Below are 21916 nucleotides of genomic sequence, written 5' to 3'. Positions count from 1 at the left end.
GGAGCCTATCCATGTCCCAGCAAGCCTCTTTCGGCCAAACCTTCGGGCAATTGGCCTCGACCTACTGCGGCAAGTTCCTGCCGCTCGAAGTCCTGCAAAGCGCCGCCGGCCACTACATCGGCACGCGCGATACCGAAGGCCCCGTTTCGCGGGAATCCCGCGAGTACTTCCGCAGCTATGCCGCGGCTCAACGTGCCCTCGAAAGAGGCGGCTGGTCCCAGCTCGCCGTTCCTTGATCCAAACTGGAGGAATCACGTCATGAACCAGCTACTGCCGCGGGAAGTCGTCGATCAGATCATGCGGGAAGAACAGCATTTCGCCGCCGCGCCTCAAGCCTTTTTCGAGGCATGGAAGCGTGGCGTCGAGATTGCTGGCCCCGAGTGGTTCGGCGACGGCACCCGTGAAGGTCTGAACCAGGCCAAGAGCAAGTGGGATCTGCGTCCCAACATGCTGCGGCTCAACGACGCCCTCGGCGTCCTGAGCAGCGGCGAACGCATGTTCCTGTCTGCCATGGTCAGCTTCTACAACGCGCGTGAGGGCGGTGCCATGCTCAAGCGCTGCCACTTCCACGGGCTGTCGGACTTCGACGGTCTCGACCTGCAACGCCGCAAGGTCATCGCCGACCTGCTCGTGAACTACAACGGTTGGTGAGCCGGTCTCCGGCACACCACTGTCTTTCGTTCCCCCCGAGAGGGACATGCGCCCAAAAGGCCATGTCCCTCAATTTCTTCTCCATCACCCTGCGGATGCCATCGTCCGCATGGGCTGGCTCCGCTTTCTCGAAAGGAGCCACCATGGCGAACAACTACTACGAAGGCACGGGCGTTCTCGTGCTGGAGCGTGTCACCCCCGTCATCAAGGCGCTGTTCGGCGCCTTCGCGCTGAACGAAGGCCATCCCGGCAACGGGCAGGCCTACATCGCCCAGATCGCCGAGACCAATGATCCGCGCTGGACGGATGTGCTGGACGGCCTGGAAGACCTGGCCGCACAACTCGGCATCCCCATGCCCGACGACGAAGAGTTGTCGATTCCACCTCTGCTCGAACGGCTGGCCGCGCACTTCGGTGCCGAGCAGGACGCGGAGCTGGAGAACCTGATCGAGCACCACAAGTTCGAGGACAGCGCCGACCTGGAAGCCTTGCTTCTGATCGCTTCCTGCTTCGATGACGGCCATCGCCTGACCGCCATCCAGTTCGAAGGCTGCTGGCATTGCAGCAGGCCGAGGCTGTTCGAGTTCGGCGGCAACGGCTGCTACCTGAGCCGCGAGGTCCAGGTCTTCAGAACGTCCTCGCAGGCGCTCCAACTCGGCGACCAACTGCGCAAGACGATCCTGTCCGCCGACATCGAAGAGGCCTCGGCATTGATCGCGCTGGAGGCCGCCAACCTGCTCGCAGGCATCAACGACGAGCAGTTCCGCCTGAATGTGCGCCGTCGCGTCGCCGACCGACTGGCCCAGATGCCAACGATCAGCGCCGCCTGACGCATTTTCCATTTTCAACCCACCGGGTCCAATTCCCGGTGGCGGGAATTGGCTCCATTATTCAATCTGGAGAGTTCCCAATGTCCCAGAAACCCAATCCCTTTCACCGTGGCTACTGGAATCTGAAAATCGTCCGCACGCTGTGCATCAGCTACGAGGACGGAAGCCCGCATGTCTGGCGCAACATCCACGCGAGCCAGCAACACCTCTCCGACGAGGAACTGGTTTCATCGTCCTGCATCGTCGCCAACGATTTCGCCGTGGTCAGCGATGGCCGCGAAGCCGTGAACGCCGAGGTACTGGCCGAATGCGATGCCGGTGAAGGCGTCAGCGGCGAAGGTGTGATCGGTGCCGTGGTCTATGCCATCCATGGCGAGGACTTCGACGGCCGCCCAGTCCACGTCGGTGACGCCTATTCGGCCGAGGCCGCGCGGGAAGCGATGCAGCGCCTGAGTTTCGAGACCGGCTACTACAGCCGGTGCTGGGAAATCAGCCGTGAGCACATCACGGTCGATAGCTGGCACTACCTCGCCGGCCTGGCGGACATCGCCACGCCGGAGGCCATGTTGTTCATCGCCTTCCGTGTGCCGTACAGCCCGGCGATCGGCGTCAAGCTGATTTCCACGCCCTGGACGGACCAGAACCTGGAGCACGCCGAGGGCATCACCGCCGAGCAGCTTCGACAGGAGCACCGGAACAAGGGCATGCCGGACGACCTGGCGAACATCCTTGAACTGGCTGGCCAGGCCGATGTGCGCATCCTCATCCTCGATGCAGACGCACCCGCGTTGCTGGGCCTGCCGCTGGCCGAGGGCTAGCAGCCGCGCGACACGCGGGTCTTCCTCTTTGTCCCCTCATGCCAGCCCGTCTCCCCCAAGAGTCGGGCTGGTCCATTTTCATAGGAGCAACCTCATGTTCCCCAACCTCATTTCGCGCGCACCGGACTTCGAGCACCAGCTCGGAGCCTGCGTCAACGCCATGAGCCAGGACGACGCCATCGGCCAGATCCTGGTATTCGAGCGCACGCACGGCACGCTGCACATGCGCCATATCGCCGGCGCCGACTTGGTGGACACCGACATTGACGACTACGAGATGGTCGTCTTCGACGGTGGCAACACCGGCGGCGACACGTGGAAGCATGTGTTCTTCCCGCGTCAGCGCGAACACTACTTCGTGTACCAAGCCTGATCCAACCAGCCCCTTTCGAGGGGCCTTTTTCTTGTCCCCAGCGCGCGCCCTTAGGTAGCGTGGTACCAAGACCGAAATCGACACTTGCGGTTAACTCTGCGGATGCTGAGGACTCCGCCTACGGTCAAATGGTTGATTGAAACGCTACAAGCTCTGCGGCAAGCTGAACTTGATGCGCACTCACAAGGCGACTTCAGTCGGGCACGGGAGCTGCAGCGGAGACGCGTTAACGTTGAGCGACTCTGGCAGCAGCACCCGCTCCATTTCGAGATCGGTGAGCTTTCCGGACCGCGCCCATCCCATCGAACGTTGGCCATCCGCGAGCTCGTTCGTGCGCACCTATCGCGTACCGCCTGGGTCGACGTGAATTGGCTGAACGAAAAGGTGCAGACATCTTGCGTAGGCTGGCCAATTAGGCGATGCGCAGTACAAAAAGCCCTCCAGCAATTATTGCTGGAGGGATTGGCTGAGCATCAGTTCGCCGAGGATGGTCAGACCATCGTATGGCGCCCGAAGTCCCGCTAGATTAGCGTTTCCTTCCTCACCCCTTTGCCGGCATGATATCCGCGAAAGCGCACCGACGGCCCCATGCTCAGGCACTTGGCCAGCAGCCTTTCGACCTGCGCACGCTTAGTCACGCGGCGGTGGTTGTGCCGCCAAGCAGCTTCCCAAGCATATAGGTGCAAGTACAACGGCCGATAGCCGTGGAAGATTCCGTACTCTGCCCGACGCATACGGCTGAAAAATGCTTCGCAGTGGTTGTCATTGACGCCGTCGGCATTCGAAAACTCCGTGGCGTGCGACACGCTAGCGTGTTCCCAGTGGGCTGCGAGGCAGGTGTATGCGCCAGCCTCGTCGGTCATGATGAGTGCGCCAGGTTCAACAAATGTTTCCGCTAGGTGCCGTATGGCGGACTCGTGTTCTCCCTGGCTGATTGCCACTGCGACTTGTTTTGCGCCTGTACCGACCGGGCCATCCGAATGTGCGACCACTAACACCGTCCGCTTGTTCGTCCGCTTGAGATAGTTCTTGCGTGTCATACCCATCGCACGCCACGGCGTTTCCGACTCACCCATAGGCTTTTTTCCCCAGCGCCGTTGCAACTGCTCTTTGGATACCCGCATCTTGCGATTGGGCTTATATGGCTTCCCTGCGAAATACCCGCCATCCATCTGCACGATGCCGGAAAATTTGCCCACCGGTCCATCGTCGGCCATGGCTTCGCGCAGCCGATGCTGGAGCAGGAATGCCGTTTTGGGCGTCACACCCAAGTGACTGCTCAGTGTCACGTTGGACATGCCATTGGCAGCTCCGAGGGTCAACACGATTGCGAGCAGGAGTTTGCGGAGGGGAAGCTGCGTCTGATGGAATAGCGTGCCCGAAGTGACCGAAAACACTTCGAAACATGCTTTGCACATCCACTGTGGCGACCGATTCGACGAGCTTGCAGGACGTCTAGACGTGCGTCGGCGGACACGCCGCTCGTAATGCGCCTCGAACGCCCCACAGTGGGGACAGCCCTGTTTCTCTGTCGAATTCCACCTCGCGGTGGTGAAGAAGTCCTTGATTTCGGTTTCGGTGAGGGAGGCCACGAAGGCCACGGTGATGTCTCGGGCCTCGGGGCCCAGGCGGTGGTGTTGTGCCATGTTCGTCCCTGACCGGTCTAGCATGCCCAGACCGGAATTGGAGAAAGCCCTGCCCGTCTCCCCAGGAAATATCCGCGGAAAGGGCTTGACAGGGCAGGAATCGACCATCACACTTCGGGGAAAGCCCGCAAGCTTTGAGCCGAAAGCCTGGAAGAGCCCCTGCAAGGGTTTCCGGGCTTTTGTGCGTTGGGTCGCCTGTAAATTCAAACTGATGTGCGCTGCTAACTGAGCATCGGCCACCTCCTGCGCATGGTTGTCCTCATTCTGCTGCTCCCTGCTTGTCTTGGCCTAGGGAGTTGAGCCAGTAGGCGACATCCACCGTCCGGGCGAATCGCCCCCGGCGCCCGCGTAATTCGAACGTCTGCACGGGCACATGACCATTACGTACGGCCATCTGATACGCACGCGCCGTTCGGTATCCCAAGCATTTCATCAGCGCCTCACCCCCAATCAGCTCGCCGTGGGCACGCAGCAGGCGTTGCGTGATGTCGTCAATTTCATGCATTGCTCTTTCGCTTTGTTGCGCTATCCGGTGCAGTTAGACACACTGCGTGGAGCATTGATATGGAACTATTACCTACTAAAACTGCTCCAGTTGGACCCAAACGGACCAGACGTCGCGCTGATCCGGTGATTCGACTGCGCGCGTGGCTCTGGCTGAACGAAATCCTGTGGCGCACCTGGAGCTGGGACTGCTCATTGCGTGGCCTGGATCGGCGCCTACTGGGTGAAGAGCACGATGACTTACGTGCGTTCTGGCGAGTCAGGCGCGACGGGCTGGACCCAGGACGCAAGCGCGTAGCTCTTGGCAATCGCAGCTTGGTAGAGGTCGTGGCATCGCACGAAGGGTTTGAAGAGACCCGGGAAATCTATCTCCATCGCTTGTGGCGAGATGTGCTCGGTCCAACCGAAATGTCCGCTGACATACGAGAGGCTCTCATCCAGGAATTGCTTCATGACCTGAGGCTTTTCCAGCCGGATGGGACCGATGAGTTCATTGCTAGAGAAATGAAACTCTCTCTGCCGGCATTGCATTCCTGTACCCAGGCGCAGTTCAGCGGGCCGCTGGAAGGACTGATCAAACGCAGATCGCTGAATGCCATCTTGTTGCTATGCCTGATGTATCGGCGTGCGATGAGCCAGGCGCACCTAGAGGAGGCGATCTGCCTTAGAGATGCCATCTACTTTGCCATCAAACACTATTGCGACCGCCCCGGTTTCGACGGCCAGACCAGCGGGATATTTCTACATTTGGTCAACCGGCGTGTGTTCTGCGGAGATCGTGAAGTTACACCCAGTGCTGCAGCAACTGAAGCTGCCAAGCAGCCCATGGCGGCTTGGAGGAAGAAGGCACGAACGCCGAGCGATCACCGTGCCGCGGACACAATGGAATATCTTTGGTCAATCAAGTTAAGCATCTTCGATGAGCGAAAGCTCTTTCCACTGAGCGTGATTGACGAGGATCTACAGAGCTATCTTGAAAGGAAGCCTGAGCTTCTGAAGTCAAGTCTTAAGAAGAGCGAATCGCGCGGGATCGCACGTGCCAAGCGTGCGATGGCGAAAGAAGAGGCGAATGAATCCTAAGAAAGACGGTTAGGGAAGGTCTGAACAACTCCCCCCGTTGCGGGCGACAATAGCGCGACCTGAATTGGATGACGATCGATGCAACTGACGTTCGGTGATGCCGAAGGCCTGGGCCAGCGCAAGCGGACCCGCAAGGAGATCTTCCTGGCGGAGATGGAGCAGGTGGTGCCGTGGAATGCGCTGCTGAAGCTGATCGAGCCGCACTATCCGAAGATGGGCCGTCCCGGCCGGCAGCCCTATGCGGTCGCGACGATGCTGCGCATCCACTTCCTGCAGCAGTGGTACGCGCTCAGTGATCCGGCCATGGAAGAGGCGCTGTACGACACGGCGGTGCTGCGGCGATTCGCCGGCCTCAGCGGGCTGGACGACATTCCCGACGAGACCACGATCCTCAACTTCCGTCGGCTGCTGGAAACGCACGAACTTGCGCCGCAGCTGCTGGAGCGGGTGAACGCGCACCTGGCCCGCAAGGGCCAGAGCTTGCGTGCGGGCACGATCGTGGACGCCACGATCATCGCGGCGCCGAGTTCGACCAAGAACAAGGACGGCCAGCGCGACCCGCAGATGCAGCAGACGAAGAAGGGCAACCAGTGGCACTTCGGGATGAAGGCGCACATTGGCGTGGACGAGGAGTCGGGCCTGGTGCACCACGTGGAGTGCACGGCGGCGAACGTGGCCGACGTGACGCAGGTGCACAAGCTGCTGCACGGCCGGGAGGACACGATCAGTGGCGACAGCGGCTACACCGGTGCGGACAAGCGCGAGGAACTGCAGCAGGTGCAGGCCGTGTTCCGGATCGCGGAGAAGCCGTCGAAGCTGCGGGCGATGAAGAACACGCGCGAGCGCAAATACGCCGAGCGCTGGGAGCACTTCAAGGCCAGCGTGCGGGCAAAGGTGGAGCACCCGTTCCGGGTGGTGAAGCGGCAGTTCGGCTACACCAAGGTGCGCTACCGCGGCTTGGCGAAGAACGCGGCGCAGGTGCTGACATTGTTCGCGTTGTCGAAGCTGTGGATGGCGCGACGACACTTGTTGCTGCCGGCGGGGTAAATCCGCCTGGTGGACGGGGAAACCCGTCGCAAACCGCCAGAAATGGCGCAAAAGTGATCATATCCAGATCGATCAGGCGCCTTGGCGCGCAAATCCAAGCATCAGAGCGCTTTGATCAGACCTTCCTTAGGTAGCCTGAGTCAAGGATGATACTCGTGCAGTCGATAGTCTAAACGTCACGCTTCAGCTTAAATCGTTGATTTGCTGACTTTGTGCGTATCCCCGTTGACTTGGCCTTCCGTGGGGTATAGGAAGTTCAACCGCCCTTTTTGGCGAGTCTGGCGGTAGGAAGCGGCCGCGCAAGCGCCGCTTTGGGCACAGATCGGGCACAGATCGGGGGTTCATGCGTGGGTTTTCGACATCGCGGGGCCGCGCAGCGGCTCAGTGCGGTCTACAATCGCTGGAACCGGTGGAGCCGCCGCGGCATCTGGACGCGCATCCTGGCGGCGCTGACCGAGCAAGGCTGGATCGCGGAGACCGGCCAGATCGACAGCAGCTACATCAAGGCTCACCGCTCTGCCGGTGGCGCAAAAGGGGGGCGCGGGCCAACGCCATTGGCATCTCGCGTGGAGGCAGGACAACCAAGATCCACGCGCTTGTCGATGTTCTCGGAAGACCACTGCGCCTCGTCCTGACGCCCGGCAACACGTCGGATGTGAAGGGCGCGGACCTGCTGATCGGCGAGACCATCGGCATGAAGCGGGTGATCGCCGACCGTGGCTATGATGCAAACCGCATCAGGGTCGCCTTGCGTGAGCAGGGCACGATCCCTGTGATTCCCGGACGGCGCAACCGCAAGCGCCCGATCCAGTATGACGAACGCCGCTATAAGGACCGTTGGCGGGTCGAGGCCATGTTCTGCCGCCTCAAGGACTTCCGCCGCATCGCTACCCGCTACGACAAGCTCGCCAGAAACTTCCTGTCAGCCGTAAGCCTCGCTGCCGCCGTAGCATTCTGGCTTTGAACGAGTCTGGACCCTAAGGCCTCTCCCGCATTGGCCTAGATGCTTAAGATCGCTGCTGTTCGACGCATCTATTCAAGATGTCCTGAGCAAATTACCGCTGCCACAAACGACCAGCGCAGCGACATTGCTGCTCGCGCCTCCTTGTGCGACATCGTCTCCGGATGACCTATATTATCTACGTCGGTGCGGCATTCGCCGAGATCGCCGGTTGCTTTGCATTCTGGGCGTGGCTTCGGCTTGACCGGTCCCCGCATCGCTCACGCAACCCTCGAGGCATGCCTCGCGACCGAATGCGACGATCAGCTGATACCGACGCATCCTCCGGCTAGCGACCCCGATCACTGATCCACCGCGGTAATGCGCGGGCGGGATGCCGGCAGTGAACACGGCGCTGGCGCAGCTTGCGCCTGTACCGGGCAACTCCGAGCGCAACCGGCACAGCCTTGGTATCTTCGCTCAAAACTTGAAAGCTGTCAGAGGCAGAAGCGCGCTGAAAGCGATGTGATTCGTCGGTTTGATTGCAGCCGGTGCTAATCGAGGCCGGACGAGCTCCTCGTTATCACCATCTTTTCCGGGCTCATATCGGACATTGTATATCCGATACCGCCTGTTCCGAGACCGGAGTGCCGTCGACCTGCGAAGGGCATCCAGTCGACTCGGAAGGCGGTATGGTCGTTGACCAGCACTGTGGAGCCCGACAGGCGCTCGACGCAATAATCGGCAATGTGCTGTCGCTCGGTAAATACGGCGGCCTGAAAGGAATAAGGCAGCTCGTTCGCCTGGGAAATGGCTGCATCGATACTGTCGTATCCGTAGAGGCACACAACGGGCCCGAACACCTCCTCTCGCGAGACCTTGGCGGCGCGAGGCGGATCGATAAGAACGGTGGGATGATACAGCGTCGGGCCGATGCGCTTGCCACCTGCGGCTAGCTCGGCGCCGCTCTCGACGGCGGCCGCGACCCAGGCTTCGATCCGGTCGACCTCGGCAGGGCGAATGAGAGGACCGCACTGAGTTTCCTCGTTGGTGGGGTCCCCCACCTTCAGTGCCTTTGCGCCCGCAGCGAGCGCGGCAGCGAAGTCCGGCAGTTCGGCACGCGGAACGAACACCCGCTGGACCGATACGCAGACCTGACCGGAATGATAAAACCCCCCTTTCAGGAGCGACGGAATGACGTTTTCGCGTGGTATATTCTCATCGACGATGACCGGGGCCGCGCCCCCATGTTCCAGCGCCACACGTGTACCGGGTGCGAGCCTCGAACGGAGCATCCAGCCTACCTTGGCTGAGCCGATGAAGGAGAAGAACGCCGTTCGCGGATCCGTGACCATTTGTTCGGCGACATCGTCCGTGCAGGGCACGAAGCGGCACCAGCGTTCGTCTAGGCCTGCCTCGTACAGGATTTCCACGAAACTCTTGCAGGACAACGGAGTATCCTTGGCCGGTTTCACCAAAACGGGACATCCCGTCGCGACAGCGGGGCCAACCTGATGGGCGATCAGATTAAGGGGATGGTTGAACGCCGAAATCGCGACCACCGGCCCGATCGGCTCCCGAAAGGTGTAGGCTGTTCGGCCTGCGCCCGCCTCGGTCAGCTCCATCGGAATCTGGCGTCCGCCGCTCGCGAACAGTTCATGCACGCAGAGTTCGACGCTCTGAACGGCGCGGCTCGTTTCCGCACGGGCGTCGACAAGCGGTTTTCCGCCCTCGCGCGCGATCTGCATTGCGAGGCTCTCTGCACGCTCGTGCATGAGCGAGCTCGCACGCTGCAAGATGGCAATCCGCTCGTGAACCGGAATCCAGGCCTGCCGGTCTTCGTGCAACGTACGCGCCTCGTCCAGCCAGCGGTCGATCTTCGACCAGTCGACCAGGTCCACGCTGCCGATGCACTTCTGGTCGTAAGGATTGAGGACCTGCCAGGTCATTGGGGGCACTCCATCGCGCTCAGCTCTTCGATCAGAACTTTTCGGTTCTCCGAATAATCTACCGGCAGATCCACGAGGTGAACGCCGCCGCTTTCGAATGCGTCGTTCAAGGTCGGAAGCAGCGCTTGGCTGCTGTCGATCCGGTGGCCCGTGGCGCCATAACTTTTCGCGTAGGTGACGAAGTCAGGGTTGGCGAAACTCAGGCCGTAATCGGGAAAGCCTAGCTGTTCCTGCTTCCACCGGATCATCCCGTAAGCGGCATCGTTGAGAATGAGCACCACGAGGTTGAGGCCGAGCCTGACCGCGGTTTCCACCTCCTGCGAATTCATCATGAACCCGCCATCGCCGCACACGGCGAGCACGCGGCGTTCGGGCGAGAGCATCGCTGCCATCATCGCCGAGGGGAGACCCGCTCCCATCGTCGCCAACGCGTTGTCGAGCAGAATGGTGTTGGGCTCATGCGCGATATAGTTGCGGGCGAACCAGATCTTGTAGATACCATTGTCGAGCGCGACGATATCATCCCGGCCCATGACCGTCCGCACATCTGCAACGATGCGCTGGGGCACCATCGGAAAGCGGCCATCGTCGCTGCCTTGGCGGATGTGCGCGGCGATATTTTCGTGGACATTGGCGTAGGCTGCCGGGTCACTAGGGTGTTTTCCGCGTAGCCGGTTTCCCAGTCGCTCGATCGATCCGGCAATGTCGCCGATGACCTCCAGCTGCGGAAAATAGACCTGGTCGACCTCTGCGGCCTTGTAATTTATATGGATAACGGTGCGTCCGTCAGGCTCCATGTAGAAGGGCGGTTTCTCGACCACGTCATGGCCGATATTGACGATCAGGTCTGCGCGATCGATGGCACAATGAACATAGTCATCCGACGATAGAGCCGCCGTTCCCAGATACAGGGGGCTTGCCTCATCGAGCACTCCCTTGCCCATTTGCGTATTAAAAAACGGAAATTGGGTATCGTCGACGAACTTTCGGAGCGCCTTGCAGGCGCTACGTCGGTTGGCCCCGGCACCCACCAAAAGCAGCGGGCGATCCGCGGCGAGAATTCGCTCGGCAGCTTCGTCTAGCGCGGCATCTCCGGCCACCGCATATCGGCGGGGGTGGGGCGCAACGACCGGTTCGGAGGTTTCTTCCTCGGCAATGTCTTCGGGCAGCTCCAGCAGAACTGCACCGGGTCGCTCTTCCTGAGCTCTCCTGAAACCTTCGCGCACGAGCGAAGGAATGCGCTCCCCATTCACGATCTGCTTCGCCATCTTACATAATGGGGTGAAAAGCGAGACGACATCGACGATCTGGAACTGCGCCTGCTTCGAGACCTTGATGGGTTTTTGGCCGGTTATCATGACCAGAGGGAAAGCGCCCAGAGCGGCATAAGCTGCCGGCGTCGTGAGGTTTGTCGCCCCTGGTCCCAGCGTGGCAAGGCATACACCGGCTTTACCGGTAAGACGTCCATAGGTTGCCGCCATGAACCCTGCCCCTTGCTCGTGCCGGGTAACGATCAGACGGATCGACGAGGTCCGCAGTGATTCCAGAAGATCGAGGTTTTCCTCGCCCGGAACCGCGAAGATATACTCGACGCCTTCGGCTTCCAACGCGGCGACAAGAAGATCGGATGCTTTCATGAAATGGTTCTCGCATTGGTGAGAGCCTGGAGGCCGTCGGTGGCAGGTCTTCTGCCCGGTTACTGATTCAGGCTGTGACGGTGAATTGCCCCATCATGCCGGCGTCTTCGTGCTCGAGGATGTGGCAGTGATACATGTAAGGCAAATCCGGGTCGGTATAGTCCTCGAACCGCAAAAGGAGCCGCACGGCTTCACCCGGATAGACGACAACCGTGTCCTTTAGCCCCTGTTCCGCCGCATCAGGGGCCCGGCCGTTCCGGTCGAGGATACGGAGGGTATATAGCGGACGCGTGCTCGTCATAGGAGGCAGTGCCAAAGTCCCCGGCGCGGTGTTGCTTGCGGGCAAGGCAGCACTCAACGCAGGGGGAGGGAAGCTTCATATCGCCACGGCACGATCCTTGGCCGGGTATAGGAAGTTCAACCGCCCTTTTTGGCGAGTCTGACGGGTAGGAAGCGGCCGCGCAAGCGCCGCTTTGGGCACAGATCGGGCACAGATCGGGGGTTCATGCGTGGGTTTTCGACATCGCGGGGCCGCGGGGCCACGCAGCGGCTCAGTGCGTAGCCATTTCTCACCGAATCCCGGCACAGGGCCGAGCGCAGCCCTGCGGGGTCGTGGCCGCATCGGATCGGACTCTGGCTTGGCTGCCGGCTGTGTGGCCGGCGCCTCATCACGCGGCGGGCGGCGGGGCGCGCGCTGCGGGCCGGTAGTGCGCTTGCTCCAGCGCGCCGTGTTTCTCGAAGTGGGCGAGGATGGCGCGGATGGTTTTGGGTTCCTCGATGCTGGCGACGATCCGTACCGCGCCGCCGCAGTGGGCGCAGGTGGTGACGTCGATGGAAAAGACCCGCTTGAGCCGTTGCGCCCAGCTCATCGCACGGCGCTTCTGCTCGGGGCTGCGCGGCTCGTCGTGGGCGCTTGCGTCAACCGGCGCCGCATCGCCCGCAGGCCGCTTGCCGCGCCCCGAGGGCGTCAGCTGCGCGCGCAGGTTTGCATTCGGGGCGAATACGCCGTGGAAGCGGGTGAGATGCGCGCGAGGTGGCGGGACCAGTGCCGCCAGCTTGGCGATGAAGTCCACCGCATCCCATTCGACATGGGTGGTCCCATTTCGCCACGGCGTCTTGAGCTGATACCGCACCCTACCCTGCGGTGAGATCGATAGCCGCTGCTCGCTGATCGCCGGGCGCGTGATGTAGCGGCACAGCTTTTCGAGCTTGTGGCTCTCGTGTGCTTCCGCGGCCACGCCGGCATGCAGCGAGAAGCCGCCGACCTTGCCGGCGTCGCCCTCCAGCGAGCCTGCGTCACCGGGCAATGTTTGCAGCGTGACGACCTTGCGGCCAGCGTCGCGACCGGTGGCGATGCGGTAGGTCATCGAACTCATCCGCAGCCCATCCATGCCGTCGTCGCTACCCGCGCTGTCGGACAGGAACACGGATTCGTCTTCGCCTTCGAGCCAGCCGCGGCGCGACAGGTGCCGGCACACGCGATGCGCGATGGTGTTGGCGACCTGCGTCAGTTGCGCAGAGGTGGGGGCGCGGCGCAGGCGCGGCTTGCGCCGCGGGGGCTCGACGTTCGCGTCGTACACGCCGTCGAGCCACAGCATGTGGAAGTGAACATGATCGCATGCCGGTAGCGGCGGTGCATGCTCGTTAGGAGAGCGTGTTTGCAGGAGCTGTAAGTGCGGCGTTAGCCGCGAAGCTGGTAATGCCTGGCTGCCGATTGCTGTGCAATCTGAGGGGGCGTTAGTGCAAGCGGCTGCGCCGCTCCCCTCTCCTGCCTTCGGCATCCTCTCCCGCAAGGGGAGAGGAGAAAATCAACAGCAACAGCAGCAGCCAAAACCAAAACAAACCCGGCCAGCACCCCTCACCAGAGGTGCCGGCCGGCTGCCATCAGGCGCTGAAGTCCAACACCACCCGGCCCTCGATCGCGCCTTCATGCATGCGCTTGAACACGTCGTTGATGTTCTCCAGCGTGTCGGTGCTCACCGTCGCGGCGACCTTGCCCTCCGCAGCGAACTGCAGCGATTCCTGCAGGTCCAGGCGGGTGCCGACGATGGAGCCGCGCACGGTGATGCCGTTGAGCACCATGCCGAAGATGTCCAAGGGGAAATCGCCCGGCGGCAAGCCATTGAGCGACACCGTGCCGCCCCGTCGCACCATGCCCAGGGCCTGCTCAAAGGCCTTGGGCGATACCGCCGTCACCAGCGCGCCATGCGCGCCGCCGATTTCCTTCTTCAGGAAGGCGGCCGGGTCGGTGTTGCGGGCATTGACGGTGACGCTGGCACCCAGGCGCTTGGCCAGGGCCAGCTTGCTGTCGTCGATATCCACCGCGGCAACGTTCAAGCCCATCGCCTTGGCGTATTGCACCGCCATGTGGCCAAGGCCGCCGATACCGGAAATCGCCACCCAGTCGCCGGGCTTGGTGTCGGTGACCTTCAAACCCTTGTAGACGGTGACGCCTGCGCACAGGATCGGCGCGATCTCGACGAAGCCGACTTCCTTGGGTAGCAGGCCGACGTAGTTGGCATTGGCCAGCGCGTACTCGGCGAAACCACCGTTCACCGAGTAGCCGCTGTTCTGCTGCGCTTCGCACAGGGTTTCCCAGCCGCCCAGGCAGTGCTCGCAATAGCCACAGGCCGAGTACAGCCACGGAATGCCGACGCGGTCGCCTTCCTTGATGTGGGTGACACCGGCACCCACGGCCACTACATGGCCGACGCCTTCATGGCCGGGAATGAACGGAGGGTTGGGCTTGACCGGCCAGTCGCCTTCGGCGGCGTGCAGGTCGGTGTGGCAGACGCCACAGGCCTCGATCTTGACCAGGATGTCGCCAGCGGCGGGGCGTGGCACGGCCACTTCTTCAATCACCAGCGGCTTGCCGAATGCGCGGACCACGGCCGCCTTCATCGTCTTGTCCATCACTCGATCTCCTTTGCGGGGGATGTACATACCTTTGCGCCAATCGATGCGCGGCGCTTTGATCCAGATCACGCCCGTCCGTTCAGCAACGGGCGCGTCCGGACTTGGTTCAGAAAAAGCCCAATTTCTAGGGTATGGGTATAGGAAGTTCAACCGCCCTTTTTTGCGAGTCTGGCGGGTAGGAAGCGGCCGCGCAAGCGCCGCTTTGGGCACAGATCGGGCACAGATCGGGGGTTCATGCGTGGGTTTTCGACATCGCGGGGCCGCGCAGCGGCTCAGTGCGTAGCCATTTCTCACCGAATCCCGGCACAGGGCCGAGCGCAGCCCTGCGGGGTCGTGGCCGCATCGGATCGGACTCTGGCTTGGCTGCCGGCTGTGTGGCCGGCACCTCGTCACGCGGCCGGCGGCGGCGCGCGCGCTGCGGGCCGGTAGTGCGCTTGCTCCAGCGCGCCGTGCTTCTCGAAGTGGGCGAGGATGGCGCGGATGGCGCGGATGGCGGTGGGTTCCTCGATGCTGGCGACGATCCGCACCGCGCCGCCGCAGTGGGCGCAGGTGGTGACGTCGATGGAAAAGACCCGCTTGAGCCGTTGCGCCCAGCTCATCGCACGGCGCTTCTGCTCGGGGCTGCGCGGCTCGTCGTGGGCGCTGACGTCCACCGGCACTGCATCGCCCGCAGGCCGCTTGCCGCGCCCCGAGGGCGTCAGCTGCGCACGCAGGTTTGCATTCGGGGCAAACACACCGTGGAAACGGGTCAGGTGGGCGCGAGGTGGCGGGACCAGTGCGGCCAGTTTCGCGATGAAGTCGACCGCATCCCATTCGACATGGGTGGTGCCATTGCGCCATGGCGTCTTGAGCTGATACCGCACCCTTCCCTGCGGTGAGATCGACAGCCGCTGCTCGCTGATCGCCGGGCGCGTGATGTAGCGGCACAGCTTTTCGAGCTTGTGGCTTTCGTGTGCTTCCGCGGCCACGCCGGCATGCAGCGAGAAGCCGCCGACCTTGCCGGCATCGCCCTCCAGCGAGCCTGCGTCACCGGGCAATGTTTGCAGCGTGACGACCTTGCGGCCAGCGTCGCGACCGGTGGCGATGCGGTAGGTCATCGAACTCATCCGCAGCCCATCCATGCCGTCGTCGCTACCCGCGCTGTCGGACAGGAACACGGATTCGTCTTCGCCTTCGAGCCAGCCGCGGCGCGACAGGTGCCGGCACACGCGATGCGCGATGGTGTTGGCGAGCTGCGTCAGTTGCGCCGATGTGGGCGCACGGGTGCGGTGCAGGCGCGGCTTGCGCTGCGGACGCTCGGTGGTGTCCTCGTACACGCCGTCGAGCCACAGCATGTGGAAGTGGATGTTGAGATTCAGCGCGCTGCCGAAGCGCTGGATCAGGGTCTGCCAAAAGTTCTCTCTTAAAAACGTCTCAGCTCAGGGGTAGGCTACGCACCCTTATCTGGCGACCTCCGGCACGTGGTAGCAGCACCCGCACGCAAGAACTACGTGCGGTTTTCCTCGACGGCTCTTTCACGTATAAAGGCACGCAGATGATTGAGGCAAGAGCCAATCTTGCCGTCTACCATCTTGAGCAGCCGACCCCCCGCACCTGCAAACTTTCGTTGCTGGACTCGATGCACTTCGACGTAGAGAAGATCCCACAAAAACCTTTTCACCCTATCTTTCACGTGCAGCGGGGCCATATCAAGCAGCCGGGCTGGAGTCTAGACCAGCTAAAGAGTCGGGTGTCACATGCCACGGGACTCACGAGAGAAAGCATCACGATTGATGATCCTCGAATAGTTGCCTGTCGTGACGTCCGTATTCCAACACCACAGATGGATTACATCTCTGTACTCTTGACCGTCGTCGCCGACTTCTTCGGTGAAGATGCCGCACGGCATCAGATTAAGACCGGATTCCGGGCACTGCTCAAGCACGTTCGAAATGGCGAGAATATCGCACGCAAGGCACAGCAAGCCGAAATTCTCGAAAGGCGGTGGACTGCGTCGGATCCGAGCGACTTCTGCGTCGCGCACTGGTATGGGGAGAGCGCATAGGGACGGAGGAACAAAATCCTGCGGAGAAGTTTGAAGTTTATGGCTAACACGACACTCCTGGGCTCTACCCGTTTCCACAGACTACTGGCGGTGATCCGCGTCTTTTAGCGGATTCCAAAAGTGGAGCTAGACGGCAAGTTCCAGTTTCTGCATCGGTTTGATGCCGCCAAGAGAAACGTTGTGGCGCTCGTGGTCGTACGTATTCGGGGCTATTGTCGCAATGAATCACCTTCGACTTCCCGGGTCATTCAATGACCAGCTCCAACGCCCAGATCACGCGGGCAGATGGGAAGGATAGCCAGCCGGATAGTTTCGGGTGTTGTTGCGCGTCGCTGCTTGTGGGAGCCCACCGTGCCTTCTCGCACCTCGGAAGATAGCGTGCATACGAATCAAGCTGCAGAAGGTCACATGTCAGATTTCATGATAGCTTCTGATGCTGCCCGGCAGTTTTCAACACTATGACCGTATTGATGTCCGATGCGCGTTTACCGGACCTCTTCCTCAGATATGGATTGACTCCCTGACAGATGCCATGACCGATTCCGCGTCCTAGGGGTTGAGCCGTCTGCCCGCAGCGTGCCTGCCTTAGCCATGCGCCAAAGCCGAGTCAGCAACCGCATTTTGACATAACTTAGATTGGCGGATGGCGACCCGGAGGCCTGCATAAGTTGTTCGAGTATCTGGTCAGTGGTCGCCGTCCCGCCGTGCTGCGTGATCGTGATGAGAATGGTTTGTGTCATTCCGCCTCGTGGTAGCAAATAAGGATTTTGGTGAGGACGCGTTGGAGCAACATCATCCAGATTGAAAGGGACGGGATGCATGCTCGCTAGGTCGCCATTCGAATCCGCGTGCTGTGAAAGCTCATGTAGCTTTGCTTCTACAAGCACCAATCTGCGAACTGTCGCAATCAAAGCCGCCTGATGCCCAGAAACCTGTACTTCCAGCTTGGCCTGAAGTTGCTTCAAGCGCTCAATGCGTCCAAGTAGATGCGAGTGTCCGGAGGCCACCCAGTTAAGGGGAGAGGGGGTGCGAGTCATACACCTATGCTCTCTTTATGTTGGCTGGATTTCTTGGTACCAAGCTGCCTAAGGGCGCCAGCGCGGGAAACCGGGTGCGGCGCAGTGCCGTTTCATGCGGGCGGGTAGCCCGGCCCAGGGCCATCCTTGCCCCCATGTTCGTCGGCGTTGCCGACACATGCCCAGGCAGCCGAGACCTTCGAGGCTGCAAGCACGGGAAACCGCGCTGGTTGTTTCTTCCTACGGACGCACCGCGTCCATCCACCCACAAGGGACCTCTCCCTTGCGGGCGGGGAATCCCTTGTTCTTCCTCAAGGAGATTCCCATGGACCGTTCCCTCATCAAATCCATGATGCCTTCGCTTGTCGCAGGCCATGTGCCCCGCAACGTGCGGTCGTTCAAGTATCGCGTGTTCGATGATCAGCCGCAGTCCTCGACGCTGGGCTTCGCCATCGACCCCCAGCCCTTCGACGGCAAGGTGGTCGCGGCCAGCGACGACGCCATCGTCGTCAAGCTCAAGCCCAGCGAGTTCGCGGTGCTCGACCCCCACCTGGTGACCACCCTTCCCAGCGAAGGCGCCAAGGTGCATGTCCAACCGTATGCCCGCCGCCGCTTCGACGGCCTGCGCGCGGACACCCCGGAAGTAATCACCGAGAAGACCGCGGACGGTGTTCCCTACACCATCACCAGGCACATCCTCGGCTCCGCGCCTGCCAAGCTGCCCATCCCCGAGCCGCAGTGCATGGAACTGGGACAGCTCATCCAGCAGTTGGAGGAAATGCCGGCTCCCGATGGGTTCCGGCGCATCACCCACATGCTGGTCGATGCGGGTGCCCGCGACTTCACCTGGGTCGATCCGAAGCCGTCCAAGATCATCGAGACACCCCCGGCGATCAGCTTCTCGGTTTCGACCTCGAAGTTCGAGGGCCAGGTGACGATCCTCTACGACCGCGGCGGCGACACCTACGCGGTGGAACTGAGCCGCGACGGCGAACTGGTCGATCGGCACGACGAGGTGTATTTCGACATGCTCGGTGAAGTGCTGGAGCGGCTTATCGACGACGGGCACTGGCGTCTGATCGACGTGAGCGTCATCGACGCCAAGGCAACCAAGCGGCGCTACGGCTGACCGCAGCCTACCGGCGACTTGCCCCCATAGGCCTTCCATCCATTCGGGTGGAGGGCCTTTTTCTTCAGGAGATCAACCATGTCACTGCGATTCAAAGGTTCCGACCTGCGCCCCGTGCTGGCCGAGGCCGTTGCCAACCAATGCCGCGTCGTCCTCGCCAAGGACCAGGGCGTGTACTTCCTCGCCGAGCAGGGAGAGCGCCGTCCCGATGGCCGCGTGAAGCTGCTGGCCTATGCCGTCGGCTGCAACCCGGATACCGACCCGTTTGACGGCTGGTGGGAACTGGCGCGTGCCGAGCTGGGTGGCGACGACTTCGGCGAGTTCTTCGATCCGAAGGAAGGCGTCTTCGCCCGCATCCTGCGCGGCATGGACGATCTGATGCTATCCGCCACCACGACGCACCTGTCGCTGGAGGTGGTGCCATCGATGTAGTGCGAATACCACTGTCCCCTCACGGCCCCCTTCATGGGGGCTTCTTTTTTTGCGGCGCTGGCGGCATGGACAAAGGGAAGCGTCCGGATGCCGATTGATTACTGCCGCGCGCGCGAAGCCCGTCCATGCTGCCCCCATGCCTGCTGACGTTGTCAGCGACATGCCAGGCAACCATCGGTCTTCGAGGTTGCCGCGCAGTTTCCACTGCGTGACCGAGCCAGCTCGCACCGCATCCATCCGCGAGCGGCCACCAGTCCTGGTGGCGGATGCTTTCGCCTTATCAACCCACCGCGGGGTTACGCACCTTTCCCCGCATGCGTGGGGCCGGTGTGTCTCCGCTTCATCCCAATGGAGATTCACCATGAGCACCACGTCCAACGAGAAATCGTATTTCGACCTCCACACCTCGGGCATCGGCTACATCCAGCGTGTCCGCGAGGTTCCCGTCCGGGGCGGCCGCCGTGCGCAGCCCTTCCTGGCATGCACCATCGCCGCGCTGGTCGGCTCCGCCAAGGACCCCAGCTACCGCTACTTCGACGTCAAGGTCTCGGGTGCCGAGGCCAAGAAACTGGTCGAGCGCTACATCGGCGTTGACGATCCCAAGCAGCGGCCGCTGGTGCGCTTCCGCCTCGGCGACCTCTGGGGCGATGCGTACATCCGCGACAAGGGTGAGCACAAGGGCCAGGCCGCCGCGTCTCTGAAGGCGCGACTGCTGAAGGCCGAGCCGCTTGACCGGGCCGAACTGGCTTCGATCAAGCTGCACGAGCTGATCACCCGCGGCATCGGCTACCTCAGCCGCCCGAAGGACGTCTCCCCCAAGGATGGCGATCCGTTCCTGTCGTGCTGCGTCGCGGCGCTGGCCGGACCTGTCGGTGAACCGGAATATCGGTACTTCGACACCATCGTCGCCACCCCTGAAGCCGAGCACCTGGTTCGCCGGTGCGTGCAGGCCATCGAAGGGGACCGCAAGGTGCTGATCGCCTTCCGTCTGAACGACATGAAGATCGATCCGTACATCCGCACCAAGGGCGAGCGCGCCGGGGAACCGGGAGCGAGCCTGGAATCGACGCTGGTCCACATCGGTCTCATCAAGATCGACGGCACCCAGGTCTATCCGACGAGCCAGGCGCAAGCCGAGGCGCCGCAAGCCGAGGACGCACCCGCGCCCGAAGCCGAGGTTGCCGCCGACACCGCTGCCGACCAGCCTGTCGAGCCCGCCGTGCGCGAGCCCGCAGGTGAAGTCGAGGAGCAGGAGCCGGCATTGGCTGCTTCGTTCTGATCCGGCATGGCCCCTCACGGGGCCTTGCCTTTTTCCTATTCCCCAAGGAGAACCATCATGGCAGTCACATCGGCGCCCGACCAATCGGGTTCGCCCATCACCGTCCCAGGCCAACTCACGCTGCGCACGATCCGCGGAAGAAACGGCCCTTTCAACGTCGGCCGACTTGTCACCCCCATCGGCAAGTTCGCGGTGAAGGATGCGGAGCTGGAGCAGTACCCCGAAGGCAAGTACGACGGGGAGTTCGTCATCCGCTACATCTTCCCGAAGTCCTATCCCGTCGGCGACGGCATGCGGTTCGAGATCCGTGCCAACCTGGACGGGATGACGCTCAACGGCATCGACAAACTGAGCCGTGACGAGGCACGCAGCTTCACCACCCAGGAAGTCGATCCGCTCGATGAAGAACTGGGCGCGCAGCCTGCGTCAACGCCGGCCAAGCCCGCCAAGGCATCCAGACCCGCCAAGCCCGCATCCGTGCAGGCGTCCGCGGACCCGCTGATCGATACCACGCCTTTTGGTGTGGATGCCCCGCCGCCCGCTGCGGCTGCTGCCCCCGGCAGCACCGAAGATGGCGACGCCGCGCTGTTCGGGCTGCTCTGGCCGCTGGGAGAGTCCGTGAAACTGGATTCGACCATCGACCGCCGCACCCTGCGCGCGCAGATCGCCCGCCTGGGTGAACTGGGCTACGCGCTGGACTTCAAGACGCAGGAGTGGAGCCGCCAGGCCGAACTGCAACCTGCGTGATCGCAGACGCCGCATCCGCGGTGTTCTTGATCCATCCGCCGGGGTTCCTTCCCCATGCGGGGGAGGCTCCGACTTTCTTCTGGAGGTCTCCATCATGTCCACCATCGCTTGCGATGCACCTCATTGCACGCTGGACGAACCCGCGTGGCGCGCTGTCTGCAAGACGGCCGCCGAGCACGCCCAGCGTGGTTGCGGCCTGTCCTGGGATCACTGGGTCACGCTTTTCAGTTCGGAGATCGACGCGCAAGCCAGTCGGTTGCCGGAAACCCAGCGGGCTCAGGCCCTGGAAATCGCGACCCAGGAATGGGACTACGCAACCCCTGCCGAACGGCAGGAAACGCAGGAGTGGAACGCTGCGAACGGCTACTGCTCCCATGGCATCGAACTGGGCTACTGCCCAGCCGGTTGCGGCTCCTAGTCCGCACCGGACTCCATCGCCGCACGCGCGGCATTCCATCACCCGCTGGGGGCTCTCCCCCACGGGGAGGCCTCCGGCTCGATTCTTCAGGAGGCCTTTCATGGGCTGGTATTTCTCCCCCCAATCGCGGTCTGAACTGATCGCGGAACTGATCGCACCGCAAGAGACCGAGCGCGCCAGCGTCAAGGTCATCGCCCACGCGCTGCGCGGCAACGTCCTGTGGTCCGTCACGGAAGTGACGGCCAAGGTCGAAGGCGTGCATCGTCATCTGGCGCCAGGCCAATCCCTGCGCTACATCCGCTGCGATCTTCTCGAACGCAGCGGCGACCAGTGGGGCTACAAGCCACTGGACGAGTCCATGCACCCGTACTACTACACGTGCCCGCTGTCCTATCTGGACCTCGCACCAGAGCAGTCCGCCGACTGGCGTGCAGGCGTTCGCGCCTACCACGCGCGGCGG

General features: G+C 62.2%; 20 protein-coding genes and 4 pseudogenes. 17 read left to right on the top strand and 7 right to left on the bottom strand.

The window, feature by feature from the left end:
- Nucleotides 1-11: 11 nt before the first annotated feature.
- From ACPEH1_RS17905 to ACPEH1_RS17885, 5 genes are all read left to right on the top strand, one after another.
- Nucleotides 12-236 (top strand): hypothetical protein, encoded by a 225-nt coding sequence (locus ACPEH1_RS17905; RefSeq protein WP_033470933.1) that lies wholly within the window; start codon nucleotides 12-14, stop codon nucleotides 234-236.
- Nucleotides 237-258: 22 nt separating this feature from the next.
- On the top strand, nucleotides 259-651 hold the full coding sequence (locus ACPEH1_RS17900; RefSeq protein WP_003821065.1) for a hypothetical protein: 393 nt from the start codon (nucleotides 259-261) through the stop codon (nucleotides 649-651).
- Nucleotides 652-794: 143 nt separating this feature from the next.
- Complete coding sequence (locus ACPEH1_RS17895; RefSeq protein WP_003821066.1) at nucleotides 795-1481, top strand: hypothetical protein; 687 nt, start codon at nucleotides 795-797, stop codon at nucleotides 1479-1481.
- An 80-nt stretch (nucleotides 1482-1561) separates the two neighbouring features.
- On the top strand, nucleotides 1562-2299 hold the full coding sequence (locus ACPEH1_RS17890; protein WP_003821067.1) for a hypothetical protein: 738 nt from the start codon (nucleotides 1562-1564) through the stop codon (nucleotides 2297-2299).
- A gap of 94 nt (nucleotides 2300-2393) precedes the next feature.
- Entirely contained in the window at nucleotides 2394-2672 is a 279-nt protein-coding gene (locus tag ACPEH1_RS17885) for a hypothetical protein (RefSeq protein WP_003821068.1), read from the top strand.
- 521 nt (nucleotides 2673-3193) lie between these two features.
- Here the strand turns inward: ACPEH1_RS17885 and ACPEH1_RS17880 are convergent.
- Nucleotides 3194-4273, bottom strand: a complete 1080-nt coding sequence (locus ACPEH1_RS17880) for an IS1595 family transposase (protein WP_423716145.1) — start codon at nucleotides 4271-4273, stop codon at nucleotides 3194-3196.
- Between the two features lie 418 nt (nucleotides 4274-4691).
- Here ACPEH1_RS17880 and ACPEH1_RS17875 point away from each other — a divergent pair, with 418 nt between their 5' ends.
- The 4 genes and pseudogenes from ACPEH1_RS17875 to ACPEH1_RS17860 all read left to right on the top strand — a co-directional run.
- Nucleotides 4692-4952, top strand: coding sequence for a hypothetical protein (locus tag ACPEH1_RS17875; protein WP_423716144.1), 261 nt, complete (start codon nucleotides 4692-4694; stop codon nucleotides 4950-4952).
- Nucleotides 4949-5902, top strand: coding sequence for a hypothetical protein (locus ACPEH1_RS17870; RefSeq protein ID WP_423716143.1), 954 nt, complete (start codon nucleotides 4949-4951; stop codon nucleotides 5900-5902). The genes ACPEH1_RS17875 and ACPEH1_RS17870 overlap by 4 nt, the downstream gene beginning before the upstream one ends.
- A gap of 78 nt (nucleotides 5903-5980) precedes the next feature.
- Nucleotides 5981-6949: an IS5 family transposase gene (locus ACPEH1_RS17865; RefSeq protein ID WP_423716142.1), complete on the top strand. Its 969-nt coding sequence runs from the start codon at nucleotides 5981-5983 to the stop codon at nucleotides 6947-6949.
- Nucleotides 6950-7332: 383 nt separating this feature from the next.
- A pseudogene (locus ACPEH1_RS17860) lies at nucleotides 7333-7913 on the top strand (IS5 family transposase); the annotation flags it as partial.
- A 530-nt stretch (nucleotides 7914-8443) separates the two neighbouring features.
- Here the strand turns inward: ACPEH1_RS17860 and ACPEH1_RS17855 are convergent.
- The 3 genes from ACPEH1_RS17855 to ACPEH1_RS17845 all read right to left on the bottom strand — a co-directional run bounded on the left by ACPEH1_RS17855 (nucleotide 8444) and on the right by ACPEH1_RS17845 (nucleotide 11776).
- Nucleotides 8444-9838, bottom strand: coding sequence for an aldehyde dehydrogenase family protein (locus ACPEH1_RS17855; protein ID WP_133496373.1), 1395 nt, complete (start codon nucleotides 9836-9838; stop codon nucleotides 8444-8446).
- The gene (locus ACPEH1_RS17850) at nucleotides 9835-11475 is read right to left on the bottom strand and encodes an acetolactate synthase large subunit (RefSeq protein ID WP_423716141.1); all 1641 of its coding nucleotides are present in this window, start codon (nucleotides 11473-11475) and stop codon (nucleotides 9835-9837) included. The genes ACPEH1_RS17855 and ACPEH1_RS17850 overlap by 4 nt, the downstream gene beginning before the upstream one ends.
- A 67-nt stretch (nucleotides 11476-11542) precedes the next feature.
- Nucleotides 11543-11776 (bottom strand): multicopper oxidase domain-containing protein, encoded by a 234-nt coding sequence (locus ACPEH1_RS17845; protein WP_423716140.1) that lies wholly within the window; start codon nucleotides 11774-11776, stop codon nucleotides 11543-11545.
- Between ACPEH1_RS17845 and ACPEH1_RS17840 the strand changes: the two are divergent.
- Nucleotides 11742-11879, top strand: a pseudogene (locus tag ACPEH1_RS17840) (NAD(P)H-hydrate dehydratase); the annotation flags it as partial. The gene ACPEH1_RS17845 and the pseudogene ACPEH1_RS17840 overlap by 35 nt on opposite strands.
- Nucleotides 11880-12143: 264 nt before the next feature.
- Here the strand turns inward: ACPEH1_RS17840 and ACPEH1_RS17835 are convergent.
- The 3 genes and pseudogenes from ACPEH1_RS17835 to ACPEH1_RS17825 form a co-directional block, all read right to left on the bottom strand.
- Nucleotides 12144-13088, bottom strand: a pseudogene (locus ACPEH1_RS17835) (transposase); the annotation flags it as partial.
- 271 nt (nucleotides 13089-13359) lie between these two features.
- A complete protein-coding gene (adhP, locus tag ACPEH1_RS17830; RefSeq protein WP_313401266.1) occupies nucleotides 13360-14388 on the bottom strand; it encodes an alcohol dehydrogenase AdhP in 1029 nt (342 codons plus the stop codon).
- Nucleotides 14389-14780: 392 nt separating this feature from the next.
- Nucleotides 14781-15776 (bottom strand): annotated as a pseudogene (locus ACPEH1_RS17825) (transposase); the annotation flags it as partial.
- A gap of 149 nt (nucleotides 15777-15925) precedes the next feature.
- Between ACPEH1_RS17825 and ACPEH1_RS17820 the strand changes: the two are divergent.
- The 7 genes from ACPEH1_RS17820 to ACPEH1_RS17790 form a co-directional block, all read left to right on the top strand.
- Nucleotides 15926-16435, top strand: a complete 510-nt coding sequence (locus tag ACPEH1_RS17820; RefSeq protein WP_423716139.1) for a hypothetical protein — start codon at nucleotides 15926-15928, stop codon at nucleotides 16433-16435.
- Nucleotides 16436-17776: 1341 nt separating this feature from the next.
- A complete protein-coding gene (locus tag ACPEH1_RS17815) occupies nucleotides 17777-18580 on the top strand; it encodes a hypothetical protein (protein WP_003821069.1) in 804 nt (267 codons plus the stop codon).
- Nucleotides 18581-18658: 78 nt separating this feature from the next.
- The gene (locus tag ACPEH1_RS17810) at nucleotides 18659-19012 is read left to right on the top strand and encodes a DUF3085 domain-containing protein (protein ID WP_003821070.1); all 354 of its coding nucleotides are present in this window, start codon (nucleotides 18659-18661) and stop codon (nucleotides 19010-19012) included.
- A 361-nt stretch (nucleotides 19013-19373) separates the two neighbouring features.
- Nucleotides 19374-20291 (top strand): DUF3577 domain-containing protein, encoded by a 918-nt coding sequence (locus ACPEH1_RS17805; protein WP_031692692.1) that lies wholly within the window; start codon nucleotides 19374-19376, stop codon nucleotides 20289-20291.
- Nucleotides 20292-20348: 57 nt separating this feature from the next.
- Complete coding sequence (locus ACPEH1_RS17800) at nucleotides 20349-21038, top strand: DUF3275 family protein (protein WP_003821074.1); 690 nt, start codon at nucleotides 20349-20351, stop codon at nucleotides 21036-21038.
- 94 nt (nucleotides 21039-21132) lie between these two features.
- A complete protein-coding gene (locus ACPEH1_RS17795) occupies nucleotides 21133-21456 on the top strand; it encodes a hypothetical protein (protein ID WP_003821078.1) in 324 nt (107 codons plus the stop codon).
- 100 nt (nucleotides 21457-21556) lie between these two features.
- On the top strand, nucleotides 21557-21916 hold a 360-nt coding region (locus ACPEH1_RS17790), incomplete at its 3' end, for a hypothetical protein (protein ID WP_423716138.1).

Source organism: Stenotrophomonas sp. NPDC077421 (assembly GCF_049545505.1).
Classification (GTDB): domain Bacteria; phylum Pseudomonadota; class Gammaproteobacteria; order Xanthomonadales; family Xanthomonadaceae; genus Stenotrophomonas; species Stenotrophomonas nematodicola.
Note: the sequence above shows the minus strand (reverse complement) of the source record. Positions and strands in the feature narration are given on the sequence as shown.

Bases quoted from the DNA above. Each gene is read 5' to 3' on its own strand.
- ACPEH1_RS17905 (WP_033470933.1), top strand. From the start codon at position 12: ATGTCCCAGCAAGCCTCTTTCGGCCAAACCTTCGGGCAATTGGCCTCG.
- ACPEH1_RS17900 (WP_003821065.1), top strand. From the start codon at position 259: ATGAACCAGCTACTGCCGCGGGAAGTCGTCGATCAGATCATGCGGGAA.
- ACPEH1_RS17895 (WP_003821066.1), top strand. From the start codon at position 795: ATGGCGAACAACTACTACGAAGGCACGGGCGTTCTCGTGCTGGAGCGT.
- ACPEH1_RS17890 (WP_003821067.1), top strand. From the start codon at position 1,562: ATGTCCCAGAAACCCAATCCCTTTCACCGTGGCTACTGGAATCTGAAA.
- ACPEH1_RS17885 (WP_003821068.1), top strand. From the start codon at position 2,394: ATGTTCCCCAACCTCATTTCGCGCGCACCGGACTTCGAGCACCAGCTC.
- ACPEH1_RS17875 (WP_423716144.1), top strand. From the start codon at position 4,692: ATGACCATTACGTACGGCCATCTGATACGCACGCGCCGTTCGGTATCC.
- ACPEH1_RS17865 (WP_423716142.1), top strand. From the start codon at position 5,981: ATGCAACTGACGTTCGGTGATGCCGAAGGCCTGGGCCAGCGCAAGCGG.
- ACPEH1_RS17855 (WP_133496373.1), bottom strand. From the start codon at position 9,838: ATGACCTGGCAGGTCCTCAATCCTTACGACCAGAAGTGCATCGGCAGC.
- ACPEH1_RS17850 (WP_423716141.1), bottom strand. From the start codon at position 11,475: ATGAAAGCATCCGATCTTCTTGTCGCCGCGTTGGAAGCCGAAGGCGTC.
- ACPEH1_RS17845 (WP_423716140.1), bottom strand. From the start codon at position 11,776: ATGACGAGCACGCGTCCGCTATATACCCTCCGTATCCTCGACCGGAAC.
- adhP (WP_313401266.1), bottom strand. From the start codon at position 14,388: ATGGACAAGACGATGAAGGCGGCCGTGGTCCGCGCATTCGGCAAGCCG.
- ACPEH1_RS17820 (WP_423716139.1), top strand. From the start codon at position 15,926: ATGATTGAGGCAAGAGCCAATCTTGCCGTCTACCATCTTGAGCAGCCG.
- ACPEH1_RS17815 (WP_003821069.1), top strand. From the start codon at position 17,777: ATGGACCGTTCCCTCATCAAATCCATGATGCCTTCGCTTGTCGCAGGC.
- ACPEH1_RS17810 (WP_003821070.1), top strand. From the start codon at position 18,659: ATGTCACTGCGATTCAAAGGTTCCGACCTGCGCCCCGTGCTGGCCGAG.
- ACPEH1_RS17805 (WP_031692692.1), top strand. From the start codon at position 19,374: ATGAGCACCACGTCCAACGAGAAATCGTATTTCGACCTCCACACCTCG.
- ACPEH1_RS17800 (WP_003821074.1), top strand. From the start codon at position 20,349: ATGGCAGTCACATCGGCGCCCGACCAATCGGGTTCGCCCATCACCGTC.
- ACPEH1_RS17795 (WP_003821078.1), top strand. From the start codon at position 21,133: ATGTCCACCATCGCTTGCGATGCACCTCATTGCACGCTGGACGAACCC.